Annotated in this window: 20 protein-coding genes; 8 read left to right on the top strand and 12 right to left on the bottom strand. The window is 41.2% G+C overall.

Annotation, left to right across the window (positions count from 1 at the left end; translation table 11 throughout):
- Positions 1–99: 99 nt before the first annotated feature.
- The 8 genes from J7E81_RS19720 to J7E81_RS19685 form a co-directional block, all read right to left on the bottom strand.
- Positions 100–408 (bottom strand): thioredoxin family protein, encoded by a 309-nt coding sequence (locus tag J7E81_RS19720; RefSeq protein ID WP_215045153.1) that lies wholly within the window; start codon positions 406–408, stop codon positions 100–102.
- A gap of 6 nt (positions 409–414) precedes the next feature.
- A complete protein-coding gene (locus tag J7E81_RS19715) occupies positions 415–771 on the bottom strand; it encodes a toprim domain-containing protein (protein ID WP_215045152.1) in 357 nt (118 codons plus the stop codon).
- Between the two features lie 131 nt (positions 772–902).
- Positions 903–1,142 carry a YusG family protein gene (locus tag J7E81_RS19710; RefSeq protein ID WP_215045151.1) on the bottom strand — a complete coding sequence of 80 codons (240 nt, stop codon included), beginning with the start codon at positions 1,140–1,142 and terminating at the stop codon, positions 903–905.
- A 107-nt stretch (positions 1,143–1,249) separates the two neighbouring features.
- A complete protein-coding gene (gene gcvH / locus J7E81_RS19705) occupies positions 1,250–1,633 on the bottom strand; it encodes a glycine cleavage system protein GcvH (protein WP_215045150.1) in 384 nt (127 codons plus the stop codon).
- A 45-nt stretch (positions 1,634–1,678) separates the two neighbouring features.
- On the bottom strand, positions 1,679–2,035 hold the full coding sequence (locus J7E81_RS19700; protein ID WP_215045149.1) for an arsenate reductase family protein: 357 nt from the start codon (positions 2,033–2,035) through the stop codon (positions 1,679–1,681).
- A 168-nt stretch (positions 2,036–2,203) separates the two neighbouring features.
- Positions 2,204–3,985, bottom strand: a complete 1,782-nt coding sequence (locus J7E81_RS19695) for an acyl-CoA dehydrogenase family protein (protein ID WP_215045148.1) — start codon at positions 3,983–3,985, stop codon at positions 2,204–2,206.
- Between the two features lie 22 nt (positions 3,986–4,007).
- Complete coding sequence (locus J7E81_RS19690; protein WP_215045147.1) at positions 4,008–5,183, bottom strand: acetyl-CoA C-acetyltransferase; 1,176 nt, start codon at positions 5,181–5,183, stop codon at positions 4,008–4,010.
- A gap of 31 nt (positions 5,184–5,214) precedes the next feature.
- The gene (locus J7E81_RS19685; protein ID WP_215045146.1) at positions 5,215–7,602 is read right to left on the bottom strand and encodes a 3-hydroxyacyl-CoA dehydrogenase/enoyl-CoA hydratase family protein; all 2,388 of its coding nucleotides are present in this window, start codon (positions 7,600–7,602) and stop codon (positions 5,215–5,217) included.
- 204 nt (positions 7,603–7,806) lie between these two features.
- Between J7E81_RS19685 and J7E81_RS19680 the strand changes: the two genes are divergently transcribed.
- Complete coding sequence (locus tag J7E81_RS19680) at positions 7,807–7,938, top strand: YuzL family protein (protein ID WP_215045145.1); 132 nt, start codon at positions 7,807–7,809, stop codon at positions 7,936–7,938.
- A 97-nt stretch (positions 7,939–8,035) separates the two neighbouring features.
- The gene (locus J7E81_RS19675) at positions 8,036–8,407 is read left to right on the top strand and encodes a DUF378 domain-containing protein (protein WP_215045144.1); all 372 of its coding nucleotides are present in this window, start codon (positions 8,036–8,038) and stop codon (positions 8,405–8,407) included.
- 35 nt (positions 8,408–8,442) lie between these two features.
- Here J7E81_RS19675 and J7E81_RS19670 read toward each other — a convergent pair whose 3' ends face one another.
- From J7E81_RS19670 to J7E81_RS19660, 3 genes are all read right to left on the bottom strand, one after another.
- Positions 8,443–8,691 carry a DUF2573 family protein gene (locus J7E81_RS19670; RefSeq protein WP_215045143.1) on the bottom strand — a complete coding sequence of 83 codons (249 nt, stop codon included), beginning with the start codon at positions 8,689–8,691 and terminating at the stop codon, positions 8,443–8,445.
- A 611-nt stretch (positions 8,692–9,302) separates the two neighbouring features.
- The gene (locus J7E81_RS19665; protein WP_215045142.1) at positions 9,303–10,472 is read right to left on the bottom strand and encodes an FtsW/RodA/SpoVE family cell cycle protein; all 1,170 of its coding nucleotides are present in this window, start codon (positions 10,470–10,472) and stop codon (positions 9,303–9,305) included.
- Between the two features lie 90 nt (positions 10,473–10,562).
- Positions 10,563–11,330, bottom strand: coding sequence for a DUF4931 domain-containing protein (locus tag J7E81_RS19660; protein WP_215045141.1), 768 nt, complete (start codon positions 11,328–11,330; stop codon positions 10,563–10,565).
- A gap of 192 nt (positions 11,331–11,522) precedes the next feature.
- Here J7E81_RS19660 and J7E81_RS19655 point away from each other — a divergent pair, with 192 nt between their 5' ends.
- Positions 11,523–12,305 (top strand): undecaprenyl-diphosphate phosphatase, encoded by a 783-nt coding sequence (locus J7E81_RS19655; protein ID WP_215045140.1) that lies wholly within the window; start codon positions 11,523–11,525, stop codon positions 12,303–12,305.
- Between the two features lie 37 nt (positions 12,306–12,342).
- On the opposite strand, the gene J7E81_RS19650 is transcribed toward J7E81_RS19655, so the two are convergent.
- Positions 12,343–13,005 carry an FMN-dependent NADH-azoreductase gene (locus J7E81_RS19650; RefSeq protein ID WP_215045139.1) on the bottom strand — a complete coding sequence of 221 codons (663 nt, stop codon included), beginning with the start codon at positions 13,003–13,005 and terminating at the stop codon, positions 12,343–12,345.
- A 237-nt stretch (positions 13,006–13,242) separates the two neighbouring features.
- On the opposite strand from J7E81_RS19650, the gene J7E81_RS19645 reads away from it, so the two are divergent.
- The 5 genes from J7E81_RS19645 to J7E81_RS19625 all read left to right on the top strand — a co-directional run bounded on the left by J7E81_RS19645 (position 13,243) and on the right by J7E81_RS19625 (position 17,501).
- A complete protein-coding gene (locus J7E81_RS19645) occupies positions 13,243–14,181 on the top strand; it encodes a substrate-binding domain-containing protein (RefSeq protein WP_215045138.1) in 939 nt (312 codons plus the stop codon).
- Positions 14,178–15,047 (top strand): ABC transporter substrate-binding protein, encoded by an 870-nt coding sequence (locus J7E81_RS19640; RefSeq protein WP_215045137.1) that lies wholly within the window; start codon positions 14,178–14,180, stop codon positions 15,045–15,047. Before J7E81_RS19645 ends, J7E81_RS19640 begins: the two co-directional genes overlap by 4 nt.
- A 74-nt stretch (positions 15,048–15,121) precedes the next feature.
- Complete coding sequence (locus J7E81_RS19635) at positions 15,122–15,820, top strand: ABC transporter permease (RefSeq protein WP_215045136.1); 699 nt, start codon at positions 15,122–15,124, stop codon at positions 15,818–15,820.
- Positions 15,817–16,599 (top strand): ATP-binding cassette domain-containing protein, encoded by a 783-nt coding sequence (locus tag J7E81_RS19630; RefSeq protein ID WP_215045135.1) that lies wholly within the window; start codon positions 15,817–15,819, stop codon positions 16,597–16,599. Before J7E81_RS19635 ends, J7E81_RS19630 begins: the two co-directional genes overlap by 4 nt.
- Before the next feature lie 140 nt (positions 16,600–16,739).
- Positions 16,740–17,501 (top strand): (S)-benzoin forming benzil reductase, encoded by a 762-nt coding sequence (locus J7E81_RS19625; RefSeq protein WP_215045134.1) that lies wholly within the window; start codon positions 16,740–16,742, stop codon positions 17,499–17,501.
- The last annotated feature ends 22 nt before the right edge of the window (positions 17,502–17,523 follow it).

Raw genomic sequence — 17,523 nt, 5'->3', positions numbered from 1 at the left:
TTCTTCTTCGGGGGGTATGAACCACTTTTATTCATTAAAGTTCATCCTTCTTTGGAACCCCAACCCATACAAAAAGCAGATGCAACACCCCGCATCTGCTCACTCAAGATAAGATTTAATTTTTTCAAGTAAATAAGGGACAGAATGAAACGCATATACAGCTTCCTGAACCTCGCCATTACAAATAATCAACAGGCAGGGTACACTCTCAATTGCAAAATTCTTAGCCAAATCCGGATAAAAATTCAAATTCATTTTTCCCATTGTCACATCTACAAGTTCCCCGACGATTTGAAGCATTCGAGACGCTACCTGACAAGTGCCGCATAGAGGAGTATAAAAATATAACAGACCGATTCCCTCATGGTCGAGGAAATCAGCCAATTCAGTTTGATTCCATTCATTCATCACACATTAACTCATTTCTAAAAACTCAGCATGGACATCAATATTAGCCCCTAATAGGACCATTGCCAGGTGGTGTTCAGGCGCCGTTGCTACCTCCCGATACATCCGGTCAATATACAAATGCTCCGCATGGGGAAATTCACGCTTAAATCGTTTGCGAAGCTTCTCACCCGAATCATCTGCATCAACGAGGATATAGACATCCTTATCCTCTAGAAACTCAATCAATTCCTCAAGTTTAGAATGACTGATTGTTCCATTTGTGCAGATAATCTCCACAGGTTCCTTCACAATATTCTTCACCTTATTTTTATCGGATTTTCCTTCGACAATAAGAACTTTGTCAACACACGAATCATTCATATCCCATCACCTGTAATATAAAGTTGTTTATGTTAACATATTCTAAAATACTGATTTCGTGTACCATCTTGTTAGTAAGTTAACTATAACATGATTGTCCGCCAAGAAATAGGTATTTGCTTGAAGTTATGTTAACACCATCCACCATCATCACAGTCGGTATACTTAGCATTCGGCTGTTCAGTTACGGTGACATGCTGATAAATTTTTTGCTGTTCAGCCTCAAAGTGATGATCCAATTCGACTTGCATCTGATCAGAAAGCTTTATTTTTCCTATTGCTGTATTTTCAAGAAACAGTTCTAGTTCACCATTCTTTAATTTTCCAACCACTCGGTCAGTTACATCAATCTTTTGCTGTTTTAATGTCATTTCTTCCACCCTTTTCGATATGGATTAGGTTTAGTCTGTCCCGGCTGGATAAGAAAAAGAGTGGAAATTTAAGAGAAAAAGCACCCATAAATAGGTGCTTTAGAAAATTAGTCTTCTTTAATCATTTCTGCATATTGCTCAGCAGACATTAAATTGTCTACTTCACTTACATCTGAAGGCTCAATCACAATCATCCATGCTTTTTCATATGGGGATTCATTGACAAATTCAGGGTTGTCACTCAATTCCTCATTGATTTCAACGACTTTACCACTAACAGGTGCATACAGCTCGGAAACCGTCTTAACAGATTCTACACTGCCGAAAGGTTCGTCAGCTGATACATCTGCACCAACCTCTGGAAGTTCAACGAAAACGATATCGCCTAGTTCATGCTGCGCAAAGTCAGTAATCCCAACGCGGACTTTCTCTCCTTCAACCTTTACCCATTCATGCTCTTCAGAATAACGCAATTCTTTTGGTAAACTCATTTTAAAAATCCCTCCAGTTTCTTAATAAACATCGATTAACTCTTCTTAAAGCCAAGTTTTTGCAAACTCTTCTTCCTTAAAACCAACGGTAACACGCTCGCCGTCCGTCAGAATTGGCCTTTTGATTAACATCCCATCTGATGCCAGCAAATCAAGCAGTTCAGCCTCTGTTGCCGTCTTCATTTTATCTTTAATCCCTAATTCACGATATTTTAAACCGCTTGTATTAAAAAATTTCTTTAATTCCAAGCCGCTTTTCTGATAAAATTCCTGCAGCTGCTCGCGTGATGGGGCTTGCTCAACAATATGTACTTCTTCATAGGAAAGATGATGGGCATCCAGCCATTTCTTTGCGTTTCGACAGGTGCCGCATTTGGGATACCAGTAAAAGGTTAAAGCCAATCGTTTCACCACCCTATCCGTTTCATTCATAAAAAGTTTATCATATGGCCTTCTAAAATCCTAATGGACCGCACTCCTTATAGGAAAAATTCGACACATTTTGTATTTTTTCCTTCCCACTTCAAAAATATAATAGAGCCCCATCAAAATGAAGGGGCTCCTGAATAGTTAAACTGTATAACGTTCTGCTTCAATCACTACGTCTGCAGCTGCCCGTTTTTTGGCAATTACGTTGATTGGCTGGTGGCGTGTAAACTTACGAAGCGAAGTTAACATCATTCGAAGTGTATCGCCTTGTTCAATCGCTACGAGCGATTCTTTCGCAGTTGCTTCGATTTCATTAAAGGCTTCTTGACAGAAAATTTGGGTATAGAGAAGTTTTTGCTGATTCTTGTCTAAGCCGCCATTAGCAATCGCTTTTTCTGTACGGAGCACAACGGATTCCATCGCGTAGACATTCGAAACGATATCTGCAATATTGGCTAAGATTTCTTGCTCCCTTTCTAATGCCTTACCAAATTTTTGGGCTGCTAAACCAGATGATAATAAGGCAATCTTTTTGGCATTTCTTACAAGGTATTTTTCCTGTGCTAACGGCTCATCACCCGGCTCTTCTGGCATTAACATCATTAATTCCTCTTGCAGCGCTAAAGCCTTTTGGAATAGCGGCAGCTCGCCTTTTATTGCTTTTTTCACTAGTGTTCCAGGTACAAGCAGGCGGTTAATCTCATTGGTTCCTTCAAATATCCGGTTAATCCGGGCATCACGATAGGCTCTTTCAATCGGGTATTCCTGCATGAAGCCATAGCCGCCATGGATTTGTACCCCTTCATCGACTACATAGGATAAAACTTCACTCGCAAAGAATTTGTTTACCGAGCATTCAATCGCATATTCTGCGATCGCATTTGCCACCTTTTTAAGATCTTTCGCATCCTCAGTGGAAAGCTTTCCTTGGTTTTCTTCATATAAACCAATTGTACGATAGACTGAACTTTCAGCAGCATATATTTTCGATGCCATCGTGCCGAACTTCTCTTTTGTTAAGTTAAATTGAGATATCGCTGTTTTAAACTGTTTGCGGCCATTCGCATATTTAACCGTCATATCAAAGGCTTTCTTTGAACCGCCAACACCACCGACCGCCAATTTGTAACGACCAATGTTTAAGATGTTAAAGGCAATGACATGGCCTTTTCCAAACTCACCTAATAGATTTTCAACAGGAACCGCTACATCCTCTAAAATCAAGGTGCGAGTAGAGGAGCTCTTGATGCCCATTTTCTTTTCTTCGGCACCGGTTGATACTCCCGAAAAGTCCCTTTCTACAATGAATGCAGTAAAGTGTTCGCCATCGATTTTTGCATATACGACAAATACATCCGCAAAACCGGCATTTGTGATCCACTGCTTTTCACCATTTAAAATATAATGAGTTCCAGCAGCATTTAGTTTTGCTGTTGTTCTCGCACCTAAGGCATCTGATCCTGAGCCCGGTTCTGTTAAGGCATAGGCAGCAATCTTTTCGCCAGATGCAAGGGCTGGTAAATATTTTGTCTTCTGCTCATCATTTCCGAATAACACAATTGGCAGGGAACCAATGCCGACATGTGCTCCATATGAAAGGGAGAATCCGCCTGCACCCGCCATTTTTTCAGTAATCAGTGACGAAGTGACTTTATCTAAGCCTAAACCTTCAAACTCTTCGGGCACGTCAACAGCTAATAGACCAAGCTCGCCCATTTTCTTTAACAGTTTTACAGTGCGGTCAAATTCATGGTTTTCTAAATGCTCAATCTGCGGGACCACTTCTTTTTCTACAAAGTCCGCAGCAGTCTGAGCAATCATTAAATGCTCTTCATTAAAATCTTCTGGTGTAAATATATCTTGATAGGAAAGATCCTCAATTAAAAAGCTTCCGCCTTTGACAACTTTTTTTGTTTCCGTCATTAAAATTCCTCCTATTCTTTTACTACAATAGTTCAAATACTCCGGCTGCACCCATTCCGCCGCCAATACACATCGTCACAACACCAAATTGTTCATTGCGCCGTTTTAACTCGTGAATTAAAGAGAGAGTTAATTTTGCTCCCGTACAGCCAAGCGGGTGTCCTAGGGCAATGGCACCCCCGTTAACGTTGACAATCTCTTCATTTAGACCAAGCTCCCGGATGACTTGCAAGGATTGGGATGCAAATGCCTCATTTAATTCAAATAAGTTAATATCTGATAACTCTAGGCCAGCGAGTTTAACTGCTTTTGGAATCGCGACAACAGGTCCGACACCCATAATTTCAGGCGGGACGCCGCCCACGGCAAACGAACGGAATTTTGCCAGCGGCTTTAATCCTAGTGCTTCTGCTTTCTCACGATCCATGACCATAAGTGCGGCAGCCCCGTCACTTGTTTGCGAGGCATTACCTGCTGTTACAGAACCCGTTACGGAAAAAGCTGGACGAAGCTTGGCAAGTGTCTCTAAATTGGTATCCGGGCGAACTCCTTCGTCCATGGAGAATTGAACTGTTTTTTCAACAAGTTTATTGTCATTTCCAACCGTACGAATGGTTACATCGACAGGGACAATTTCATCAACGAATTTTCCTTCTGCAATGGCTTTCGCGGCACGCTGATGGCTTCTGACCGCAAATGCGTCTTGGTCTTCACGGGAAATACCGTACTTTTGGGCAACCTGCTCGGCTGTATGACCCATTCCCATATAATATTGCGGTGCTGTTTCCGCAAGTTTAATATTCGGTCTGACGACATGCCCCATCATGGGAATCATGCTCATCGATTCGGCACCGCCGGCAATCGCTGTATCGGTATGCCCAAGCATGATTCCTTGTGCGGCATAGGCAATCGCCTGCAATCCGGATGAACAGAAACGATTAACAGTAATCGCAGGGACTGTATAGGGAAGACCTGCCAATGCCCCGATATTGCGGGCCATATTGTTTCCTTGTTCCGCTTCGGGCATCGCACAGCCAATGATTAAATCATCGATATTCCCTTCATAATTTCCGGCACGCTTTAGTGTTTCTTTTACGACCAATGCTCCTAAGTCATCAGGACGAACGTTAGCAAGCGTTCCTTTCTTTGCCTTACCAACAGGGGTCCGTGCCCCGGCAACAATCACTGCTTCTCTCATCGAATCTCCCTCACTTTCTCTTAATCTAGTATTAGTTTCTTAACGGTTTCCCTTTCACGAGCATGTGCTGCATGCGCTGCTGTGATTTCGGCTCGGCAATCAGACTTAAGAAAGCCTCTCTCTCTAAATCTAAAAGGTATTGCTCATCGACTTCTGTTCCAAACGGTACGCGGCCGCCCGCAATTACATACGCGATCTTCTTGGCAATTTTTAAATCATGCTCCGAAATATAACCGGATAAACGCATTGCTTCCGCCCCGAGCAATAAGGTGGCATAGCCTGTTTCGCCCACGACTGGGACTTTCCGGCGTACTCTTGGTTTATATCCTTGTTCATGTAAAGCAAGTACAGCCTGTTTGGCATCATAAATGAGATGATCACTGTTAAAACTAATGCCATCAGACGAACTCAAGAAATTATTTTCGCGTGCTTCTGCAGCAGATGTTGATACTTTTGCGGTGGCAATGGTTTCGAACACTTTATTGGCGATATTTTGCAAATCAAATGGAACTCCGTTTGGCAGGTTCTCTAAGTGCTTCATGTAAAGTTCTTTGTTTCCGCCTCCGCCTGGAAGAAGACCGACTCCTACCTCCACAAGACCCATGTACGTTTCCGATGATGCTTGAATATGGGCTGCAGGCAGACAAACCTCAGCGCCTCCGCCAAGTGTCATGCCAAATGGAGCGGCTACGACCGGCTTCGAGCTATATTTCACTTTTAACAAAGCGCTATGAAGATGACGGACGATCATATCTAACTCATAAATATTGTCATCCTGCACTTCCATTAACATCATCGCGAGGTTAGCCCCAACGCAGAAGTTTTTCCCCTGGTTGCCGATCACCAATCCCTTATAATTTTTCTCGACTTCATCGACTGCAAAATTGATCATTTGAACAATATCGAGACCAATCGCATTGTTAGGTGAATGGAATTCGAGTAAGGCAACGCCATCACCGATATCAATCAAACTTGCACCGCTGTTCTTTTTAATAACACCCTTTTGTTTCTTAATTTTCTTGAGGTCAATCGCCTTTGGATTTGTTTCCACTAGTCGATATTGACCGTTATCATAATAGAACTGCTCGCCATTCTCTTCTAAGTAGAAGGAGGTATGCCCTTTTTCAAGCATGTTGGTTACCCAAACAGGTACTTCAACGCCTGCTTCTTTCAGCTTTTGCGCAGATTTTTCCACACCGATCGCATCCCAGGCTTCAAATGGCCCCATGTCCCAGCCAAAGCCCCATTTCATCGCCCGGTCAATTGCCACGATATCATCCGCAATCACACCTAATAATTGAGCAGAGTATATAAACGATTCAGTGAAGGTTTTCCATAAAAATTGACCAGCCTTGTCATTTGCATATACAAGCGCTTTCAATTTATTAGCTGTGCCTTTTTCCTGCTTAGCCAACTCAACCGCTGGGGTTGTTAATTTTTTACGAGGCCCATATTCTAATGTAGCAGGATCTAACTCCAGTATTTCTTTACCTTTTTTCAAAAAGAACCCTTGACCCGACTTGCTGCCGAGCCAGCCTTTTTCGACCATTGTCTTAAGAAAGGCAGGAATTTCAAAAACTTCTTTCTCTTTGCCTTCTACTTGTTCATAGACATTGCCGGCTACATGATAAAAAGTATCTAGTCCGACGACATCCAGTGTCCGGAAAGTGGCACTTTTTGCCCGGCCGATTAATGGTCCAGTGATGGAATCTACTTCGCCGACACTTAATCCAGCTTTTACCATTTCTCTAACGGTAACAAGGAGCCCATATGTACCAATCCGGTTGGCAATAAAGTTTGGGGTATCCTTAGCAATTACAACGCCTTTCCCTAATACATCCTCACCAAACGTTTTCATGAATGATAGTACTTCTGGCGACGTATATTGAGTTGGGATGACTTCAAGTAATTTTAAATAACGCGGCGGGTTAAAGAAGTGTGTTCCTAAGAAGTGCTTTTTAAAATCTTCGGAGCGTCCTTCCACCATCGCTTCGACTGATATTCCAGAGGTATTTGAGCTGACAATGCTGCCAGGTTTGCGGTATTGATCGACTCTTTCAAAAACCTGTTTCTTTACATTAAGGTTTTCGACGACTACCTCAATGACCCAGTCAACATCCTTCAGTTTCACTAAATCATCTTCGAGGTTACCTGCTTCAATCAGGGCGAGATTCTTTTTAGAGGTGAGTGGTGCAGGCTTTTGTTTTAATAATTTTTGGATATTTTGTGCACTAATTCGATTGCGAACGGGTTTATCTGCAATGGTAAGCCCTTTGGCTTCCTCTTCCTTTGTTAATTCCTTGGGCACGATATCCAATAATAGTGTTGGGATTCCGATATTTGCTAAGTGAGCTGCGATTCCAGATCCCATTACTCCTGATCCAAGGACAGCTGCTTTTTTAATCAATTGGTTCAACATTGTCTCCCCCTTCAACTTTGAATGAATACTCATTCATTTTTATAGCAAAAAAAATTCATTGATGAATGAGTCCTGCTACTATTTAATATAAAATATTTCGAAAATTTGTGCAATCAATAAACCCGATATTTTTAATTTTTTTTAAACACATTTTTCACTACATATTTTTATGAGGCTGGGCATCCTATTCATGAGGTGATAATGATGGCAAAAATGAAAAAGAACCCTTCCAAAGCTGGTGTAAGCGCGGCAAGTGTGAAGGGCAATGCCGGACCAGGAAATGAAGAAGCCAGCATTGATAAACGAAACAGCCAAAATAGCCAATACAAGCGCTAGGCTGAGTTATTTAGTTTTATTAGGGCTGTATGATAATTGGGGTTAATACAAATGCTAAAAACGATATTTTTATACTCTATTCGGGAGGTGAAGGTACATGAAGACCTTATCACGAGTTGCTTTAGTTTTAGTGATTATCGGGGCCATTAACTGGGGACTAATTGGGTTTTTTCAATTTGATTTAGTAGCAGCCCTTTTTGGCGGGCAAGATTCAGCTTTATCTCGAATCATTTATAGTCTTGTTGGACTTAGTGGACTTGCTTGTCTTCCGCTATTATTTGCTCCATTGGGCGAGTCCAAAACGGATACGACCAGTCAAAGTCAAAACTACGGCCAGGCTAATTATGCAACCGAGTTTGGTGCAGAGAATGATATGACAGATATTAATAATCAAGCTAAACAATCTGATTCTCAATCAAGCCAGACTTACAAACCTACTGATAGCAATCAATCGGACGACCAAATGTAAGCAAAACGGCCATGTCACCTGCATGGCCGTTTTTATTATTTCTTTGCTTTTCGATGCTGCTCATTTAGCTGTTTTATTTCTAGACTGATTTGTTTTATTTCTTCTTTGGCATCGGGGTAAAGTTCATTCCAGTGCTTTGCTAGGGCTGGCATGGATTTGGCAATATGTGAATATAAAGCCCAAATCTTCACTTTTTCTTTTGTCTCTTCCTTGCTTTCGCCAACGAGGAGCTCACTGTATTTTTCGAGTAATGCTTCAAACTGAGCTGTAAATTCTTTCTCCATTTTTGACACCTTCCATCCATGCTATTTGCGTACGGTGCAGGTTTAGTACCGCTTTTTGTTGCTTGTAACTGTTTATATCATTTTACCATATTTGTTAGTGGGCAGGGTTTTGGGGTTAATTCTGCGGACTTGGACGATATTTCCGTGGATTTTTGGATTTTTTCCGTGAACTTCTGGATTAATTCCGTATCATTTTAAGTTTTTTCCGTGGATTTGCGAAATAATTCCGCGAACTGTATTTTGACTTGAGAGGTGATTCGTTGATTCCGCGGGTCTGTTGGATATTTCCGTGGATTTTTGGATTTTTTCGGTGGACTTCGGGATTAATTCCGTATCTTTTTATGTTTTTTCCGCGAACCTTCGAATTAATTCCGGGAACTGTATTTTGACTTGAGATTTGATTCGTTAATTCCGCGGGTCTGGGCGATATTTCCGTGGATTTTTGGATTTTTTCCGTGTACTTCAGGATTAATTCCGTATCTTTTTATGTTTTTTCCGCGAACTTCCGAAAAAATTCCGCGAACTGTACTTTGACTTGAGAAGTGACTCGTTGATTCCTTGCCATCAATTTAGACAAAGCACAAAAAAAAGAGCGAACCATGTCGCTCTTTTTATGCCGAAGTAGAAAACATATACTTTTTATAATGATAACGAATCGAGAAAATTAATCCCAATCCCATCATGTTCCCCATCAAGGCACTTCCCCCGTAGCTGATAAAAGGCAGCGGGATACCGGTAATTGGCAGAACGCCAATGGTCATGCCGATGTTCTGGAACACGTGGAAGGTGATCATACTGATGACACCAACACAAATATACGTATAAAAATTGTTCTTTGTTTCCATACCAACCTTCGTAATATGGTAAATAAGCAGGAAAAATAAGCTGATTAGCACACTTGAACCGATAAAGCCATATTCCTCACCCACGACACTAAAAATAAAGTCCGTTTGACTTTCAGGTAAATAGACTTCACGGTTGCCAAAGCCTTTACCGCCTGTTTGACCGGAGCCGATGGCAAGCAAGGACTTCGTCAGCTGGTAAGCATCCGTCCCCTCATAACTATACGGATCAAGCCAAGAGTAGATCCGGCGAAGCTGATATTCACCAACCCCCAGATACTTTTCCAAAACATCCGGGTTCCAAAGAACAAAATAAAATATCGTACCAATTAAGACAATACCGAACGCAAAGATCGGCACTAAAATTTTCCATGAGATTCCAGAAATGAAAATCATGCCAATTAAAATAGCCAAGAAAACAAGCGAGGTCCCTAAGTCTTGTTTAATGATCATCCCCAACGGAACCATCGTGACGATACCCATTTTAATTAACAGCCAAAAATCAGTTTGCAGTGTTTTAACTGGATTTTTCAAATGATGTTGATCAACCACACGTGCAAGACCAAGGATCATAAAAATTTTAACAAACTCAGAAGGCTGGATCGAGCCTACCCCTGGGAGCACAAACCAGTTTTTTGCTCCATTAATGACAGGAGCAATACTTGCTGGTGCAACAATTAAAAAAGCTAGCAAGAAGATGCCCAACCCGTAAGCGTACCACGTTAATTTTTTCAATTGGTCTGAATCAAGGGTCATTACCATGGTAATAATACCGCCCCCAACTACATACCAGACGATTTGCTTGATTAAAAAGTTCTCCTTATACTGTCCGCTTGCCTGGGCACTGTAGATCGCTAAACAGCTCGCTAGAAAAAGCAAGATTAATATAAAAACAAGGCTGTAATCAAGTTTTGAAGTTGTATTGCGATTTGAAGTCATATTGGTACCACCTTACAAAAAACTTGTCCATTCCTCCATTATATTTTGAAAAACGACAAATCTCAACTTATAACCGGCTGCTGGTTTTATTTACATGATTTCAAAATAGATCTTTCGTACCTCTTCAGCCATCCACTCTAAATTACTCGGGACTTGTGGAATACCATACCCAATGTATAACGGGGTAGTCACAAACCGGGAGACCACTTTTGCATAAATTTTATCATCCAGATGATGAAAAAAGATATTATAGCTTGTCGCTTTAAAAGGAAAATGATTCAGAATATAGTGGACCGCCTTTTGAATATATTCCGCGAACTCCTCCCTGTATCCGGAATCCTCCATTTCAATATTAAATTCATAAAAGCCCACACGCGGCTTTGTTGACAAGGTAAACCGGACACCAGGGTTCTCGGCAATGAGTAGCCCCTCAAACATATCATGTGACGATTTTTCTCGATAATCAATATCACGCAAACCGACAATCTGCATATGTGGATGGGCGATGGTCCCTCCCGACAGCGGTCCATGATTTTTGAAAAAAATGACCGATCGGTATTGGCCTGATTTCTCCATGTCTAACCAAGCAGTAAGGCCAAATCGAATCAACCGATGGAGATGCTCATTGGAGTAGGTGGAGAGGTCGCCATGGCAATCGTCTGTTTCAATTAGCACGGTTTGATACGTATTTTCTAGGACAGGATATTTATTCTTCAAGAGAATGATCGGGCCATCAACAGCAATGATGCCGGTCAACTGGTCTCTTTCACAAAATGGACATGCCTGTTCTTTGTTTCGAATATTTTCTGGCTTTTTGACCCCAATAGACGTATTAAAATGAAGATGAGAATTTTCCACAATACGTTTCTCCTCTCAGGCAAGTATAATCCTATTTTATGGGAGAAGTCGTTCGGTTTGCACTTATTTTGATTTCATCTATCAATCTTTTATTTAATACCTCCTAAAATGGAAGAGGACTTCATGAAATCGTTCTTTCCTGCATATTCATTAGTGTACAGGCTTAGATCACTTTAGAATGAGAGGGAGCGTATGTTAACAAAACTGGAAGCATTAATCCTCGGAATTATTCAAGGTTTAACTGAATTTTTGCCCATCAGCAGTACAGGACATCTTTACTTAGGAAGAAATTTATTCGGCCTTCAAGAAGCGGGGCTATTGCTTGATACCATGCTGCATGTCGGGACCTTATTGGCTGTGTTTGTCTTTTATAAAGCTGAGTTTATCAAAATACTTAAAAACCCGTTTAGCAAATTAACCTTTTTGTTAATCGTGGGAACGATTCCTGCGGTTGTATTTGGGCTTGCTTTTAAAGATTATATTGATGAAATCTCGAAAACAGGTGTGACGATTGGCTGGGAATTTTTAATGACGGGAATATTTTTGTGGCTTGCCGATTCGGCTAAAAATGGGTATAAAAAAATGGATGATATCGGCTATAAAGATGCCTTCATCATTGGTACCTTTCAGGCGGTGGCGATTATGCCTGCCATTTCACGTTCGGGGATGACCATCGTTGCCGCACTTTGGCGTAAATTAGACCGGGAAACTGCTGCTTACTTTTCTTTTCTTTTATCAACACCAGCGATTGCCGGTGCGATTGTCCTGCAGACGAAGGATTTACTCGAAGGCCAAGGCGAAACCATCACCCTATCGGCATTACTTGTGGGGATTATAGCTTCTGCTCTCTTCGGCTACGTTGCCGTTAGATGGATGATTAGCTATTTAAAAAATCATTCTTTAAAGCCATTTGCGATTTATGTTTGGGCATTAGGGATTCTTGTATTATTCTTTCAATTTACAGGCAAATTTTAAAAGAAAAATGCGGCTCAGAGCGAGTCGCATTTTTCTTTTAGATGTTAACCGTTTCTTTTGCCATTTCGCGTGCTGCTTCGGCTGCTTGTTCTTTTGCCTTGGCCATAATTTCCGGTATCTGTTTTGGAAAATGATCCATTCCCTCTGCAATTACGGTATCCAAGCTCTCTAAACCAAGGAATTCGAATACCTTGCGTAAGTAGCGGTCTCCAAACTCGAAGTCTACCATTGGACCGGAAGAATAGATACCGCCGCGGGTTTGAATATGAATCGCTTTTCTGCCCGTTAAAAGTCCCTTAGGACCATCTGGTGTATTGGTAAACGTTTTTTCAACGATAAATAAATTATCAATAAACTTTTTCAAAATCGAAGGGGCGCCAAGATTCCAAATCGGTGTCACAAACACATAGTAATCAGCATCAATAAATCGGTCAGCAAGTTCATGCATTTTTTCAAGCTTGGTCCGTTCCGCTTCCGATAATTGCTCTTTTGTATAACCCATAAAGGATAATTTAGCCCGTGCGTATAAAAGATCCATGTCAATATCTGGGATTTCCATATCATATAAGTGCCACCGTTCGATTTCCACATCCGGCTGGGCAGCCTTAAACTCCTCTAAAAATACTTCGCCGATTTGCATCCCTTTTGATCGTTTTATATCATTTTTAGGGTTTGCTGTAATATACAAAAGTTTCGACATTTACATCCCTTCCCTTAACTAGAAATTTTCCCTCTATGAACATACTACAACAAATTCCCATGCTCACGATTGAACAATAAGTGACGTTTGTGAAGATTGTGTGACTCATGAACATTTCTTTTGTACAAATCATGACATTTCTAAACAAAACCTAACGAAACTTAACAAAACTTAACAAAAGTCACATATCTTGTGCTATTCTTTTTATAAAATGAACTGGAAAAAGGAGGGTGAAAAATGGACGAACGGGCCTATACTCCCGATGAAGTAGCGCAAATCTTTCAAATCTCTAAACATACAGTGTATGAGTTGATTAAAAGAGGTGAATTACACGCCTTTAAGATTGGAAATAAAATGAGAATCGAGCATGCCGAACTCGAGCGTTATAAGGAAAGCATGAAAGCGCCTGCTAAAAAAAGTATGGATGCACCACACGTAACCAGCATGCCAACGGCACCGATCCGTCTTTCTGGCAGCCATGATTTTCTCGTAGAACTTTTCGCCAAACAAGCTGCAAGCGCTTTAAATTTGCAAATCCAGCCTTCTTTCATCGGAAGTTTAGAAGGATTAATGATGCTTTACCGCGGTCAATGCGATATTGCGGCAATCCACTTATTAGATCCAGCTTCACAAGAATATAATCTGCCATTTATTCATCAGCTGTTTGTCTATGAAAATATTGCGGTCATACGATTTGCAGCCAGGCAGCAAGGCTTCATTGTCGCAAAGGGTAATCCTAAGAGTATTCTTGATTTTACGGATCTTACTAGAAAAGACGTTCAGTTTATTAACCGGCAAAAAGGAGCGGGAACAAGGTTTTTACTCGATTCCAAGCTTTCTGCCTATGGGATTCATCCAACTAAAATAAACGGTTATGGACAGGAAGAATGGAACCATTTATCTGCGGCTTCCTACATAAATCGAGGAATTGCGGATGTTACCTTTGGAATCCAATCCGCCGCAAGCCACCTAGGACTTGATTTCGTCCCGATCACGCAGGAAAAGTTTGATCTTGTTTTTCGCTTCACCACAGAGAACAAAGAGGATTTACTGGCGTTAATTCATTATTTACAATCTGCTAGTTTTAAAGATAGCCTGACAGATTTAGAAGGCTATTCGATTCAAGAGTTAGGAAATGTCATCTATCAAACTAGTCAAACGGAGGAACTTGTATGAAGAAAAATCGTTTCGTAATTGCGTTATTTGCACTCATGCTTCTTGTTTTATCAGCTTGTGGAAATACAACATCAAAAGATTCGGCCGCTAAAGAACAGAAGCCAGCAGCAGCTAAACCTGCTCCAACAAACATGATTCTTGCGACCACAACCAGCACACAGGACAGCGGCTTATTGGATGTCATTATCCCTATGTTTGAAAAAGAAAATAATGTCAAAGTAAAAGTAATTGCTGTCGGTACTGGCGAAGCATTAGCAATGGGTACAAAGGGTGAAGCAGATGCCCTGCTGGTTCATGCTCCAGCAGCAGAGAAGGCGGTTGTTGATGCAGGGGATGCCATTAACTATAAACGCGTTATGTACAATGATTTTGTTTTAGTAGGTCCAAAGGAAAACCCAGCAGGCGTTAGAGGTGATGATATTGTCGCGGCGTTTAAGAAATTAGCTGAAACCAAATCACCTTTCATTTCACGCGGCGATGACTCTGGTACAAATAAAAAAGAACTGGCTATTTGGACGACTGCCAATATTAAACCTGCAGGCGATTGGTATGTTTCAACCGGACAAGGAATGGGCCAAACCTTACAAGTTGCTGCTGAGAAGAAAGGCTATGTCTTAACGGATCGTGCAACCTGGCTTGCCCAATCCAAAAATCTAGATACACTAAAAATTGTGGTTGAAGGCGGTAAAGATTTAATGAATATCTATCATGTAATGGAAGTAAATCCTGAAAAACATGATAAAGTGAATAGTACAGATGCTAAAAAGTTTGTAGATTTCATGGTAGCTCCAAAAACACAAGATGTAATTGAGAACTTTGGTAAAAAAGAATTTGGAAGATCACTTTTTATTAAATACACAGAATAAATGATAGAGTGGCGTTCTTCTAAACGAGTCCGCCTCCTGTCAACTTCATACGAAATTACTGGAGGCACGACGGTATGGAATTACTAGTAGATGGAATCAAAAAGGCAATCGAAATCATCCTTTCTGGTGATCAAGAAGTGTTAGCGATTACGGCTTTAACGCTTAAAGTCTGCCTCATTTCCATTCTCATTAGTACACTAATCGGCTTGCCTTTTGGTATGCTCCTTGGATTAACTAGATTCAAAGGCCGTAAATTATTACTAGTTTTCATTAATATTGGTCTAGGGCTCCCGCCAGTTGTGGCGGGACTCTGGATTACCATGCTTTTATGGCGCTCCGGCCCATTAGGTGATTTCTCCTTGCTCTATTCGCCGACCGCCATTGTCATGGCCCAAATCTTAGTCAGCCTGCCCATTGTCACAAGCCTTACCTGTACAGCCTTTCAGCAAATCAGTGATAAGATGCTGCTGCAAATTAAGGCACTTGGGGCCACAAGACTGCAGACATTGTTTATTCTGATTAAACAATTAAAAATGGCCATTTTAGCGGCGGTCATGGCGGGTTTTGGCCGCGTGATTGCCGAGGTGGGGGCAGCAATGATGGTGGGCGGAAATATTCAAGGCGATACTCGCATCTTAACCACGACCATCGTAATGGAAGTATCGAAAGGAAACTTTGACATTGCCTTAGCCCTTTCGTTTATTTTATTGTCCGTTGCTCTATTGATAACGGCTGCCTTAACATTTTTACAGCAAAGGAAGCGAATATCATGAACCCGTTAATTGAGCTAAGAAACATGACCTATCAAGCCCAGCAGAAGACGATTCTTGATATTCCTTCCTTCAAGATTTATGATGGTGAGTTTCTTGGTATTATGGGGCCAAACGGTGCTGGAAAAAGCACCTTACTGAAGGTCCTTTCGTTTCTGGAAAAACAGTCAAGCGGTGAGTTCCTCTATCGGAATCAACCCGTTCCAATTGGCAATCCTCCGCTTGAATGGCGAAGAAGCTTCTCGGTTGCCTTACAGCAATCCCTTCTCTTAGATGGATCCGTCTTTCAAAATATTGCTATTGGCCTAACATTAAGGAAGGTATCCAAACCAATCATCAAAGAAAAAGTTGCTGAGTGGCTCGAGTTGTTTGGCATTAGCCATTTAGCAAAAAAAAATGCTCTTTATTTATCAGGCGGTGAGGCGCAAAGGGTTAATCTTGCTCGCGCCATGATTGTGGAGCCGGAAATACTTTTTCTAGATGAACCTTTTTCAGCACTAGATTTTCCAACAAAGATCCGTTTAATGGAAGATTTCAAACAGATTTTAGAAGACACCAGAACTACTACTGTGTTTGTCAGCCATGATTTGATGGAGATTCAGTATTTGACAAATCGGCTTTCAATAATTGTCAATGGTCAAGAAAAGCAGACAGGACCAACCCCACTGGTCATTGAACATCCCAACACTTCCACCCAATCCTTCCTAAATGAGTGGAAGAAATTCTATCCTGCATTAACGGGCAGTAAATTAATCCCCAGTTCAAGCCTGAAAAATGGTTAACGGTTTAGTGCCTAAAAATGCAGCAGCAGTTCCTTGAATGGAGCTGCTTTTTTTATATTTCTTCCAAATTTGCTTAATATTTTTTTGAGGAATAAAATAGATAATATACATAATGAAACTAGCTTTAGGGGGAGTGTTCCATGAAATATGCAATCATAACCGGGGCTTCTAAGGGCTTAGGGGAAAGTATTGCGAAACACCTTTTGCAGGAGCAAATTGCGGTAGTTTCTGTTTCCCGGACAGAGAATAGCGAGTTAAAGAATCTTGCCATCTCAAAGGGAATGAACTATAAACATATTTCTTGCAATCTCTCATTAGAAAAAGAAATACAAGAGGTCTTTATGGAGATTGCCCACTGTCTTTTTGAAAAGAACCCAACTGAGATCCTGCTTTTCAATAATGCCGGTGTGATTGAACCCATTCAAACGGTCGGAAATTTAGATCAAACTCCAATTATTCGAAATATAAAAGTAAATTTAATTGCGCCTATTTTGATTACCAATTTATTTTTAAGCCAGGCACAGTTAACCAATACAAAAGTAACCGTTATCAATGTCACGTCTGGTGCCGCTGTCCGCTCGATCGAAGGCTGGAGTGTTTATTGCAGCTCAAAGGCCGGGTTAAACATGTTCACCCAAACAACCGCCATCGAACAGGCAGAATTAAAAACCCAGAATACCATTATTGGCTTTAGTCCAGGCATCATGGATACCGGCATGCAGGAAACGATCCGCTCTTCCTCCGAAGCTGCCTTTAAGGAGCTAGAAAAATTTAAAGAGTTTAAAGAAAAGAATCTATTATTGGAAACGGATGCAGTGGCGAATGGTTTAGTGGACCTAGTGCTGCGCGGCACACCCGAAAGCGGCCGGGTATACCATATAAAGGAATTATTAGAATCATAGAAAGAAGGCCGTTCATTGAAGA

The sequence above is a fragment of the Bacillus sp. ISL-18 genome, from assembly GCF_018613415.1.
Taxonomy (GTDB): domain Bacteria; phylum Bacillota; class Bacilli; order Bacillales; family Cytobacillaceae; genus Neobacillus.
This window is presented reverse-complemented; position numbering and strand designations above follow the sequence as displayed.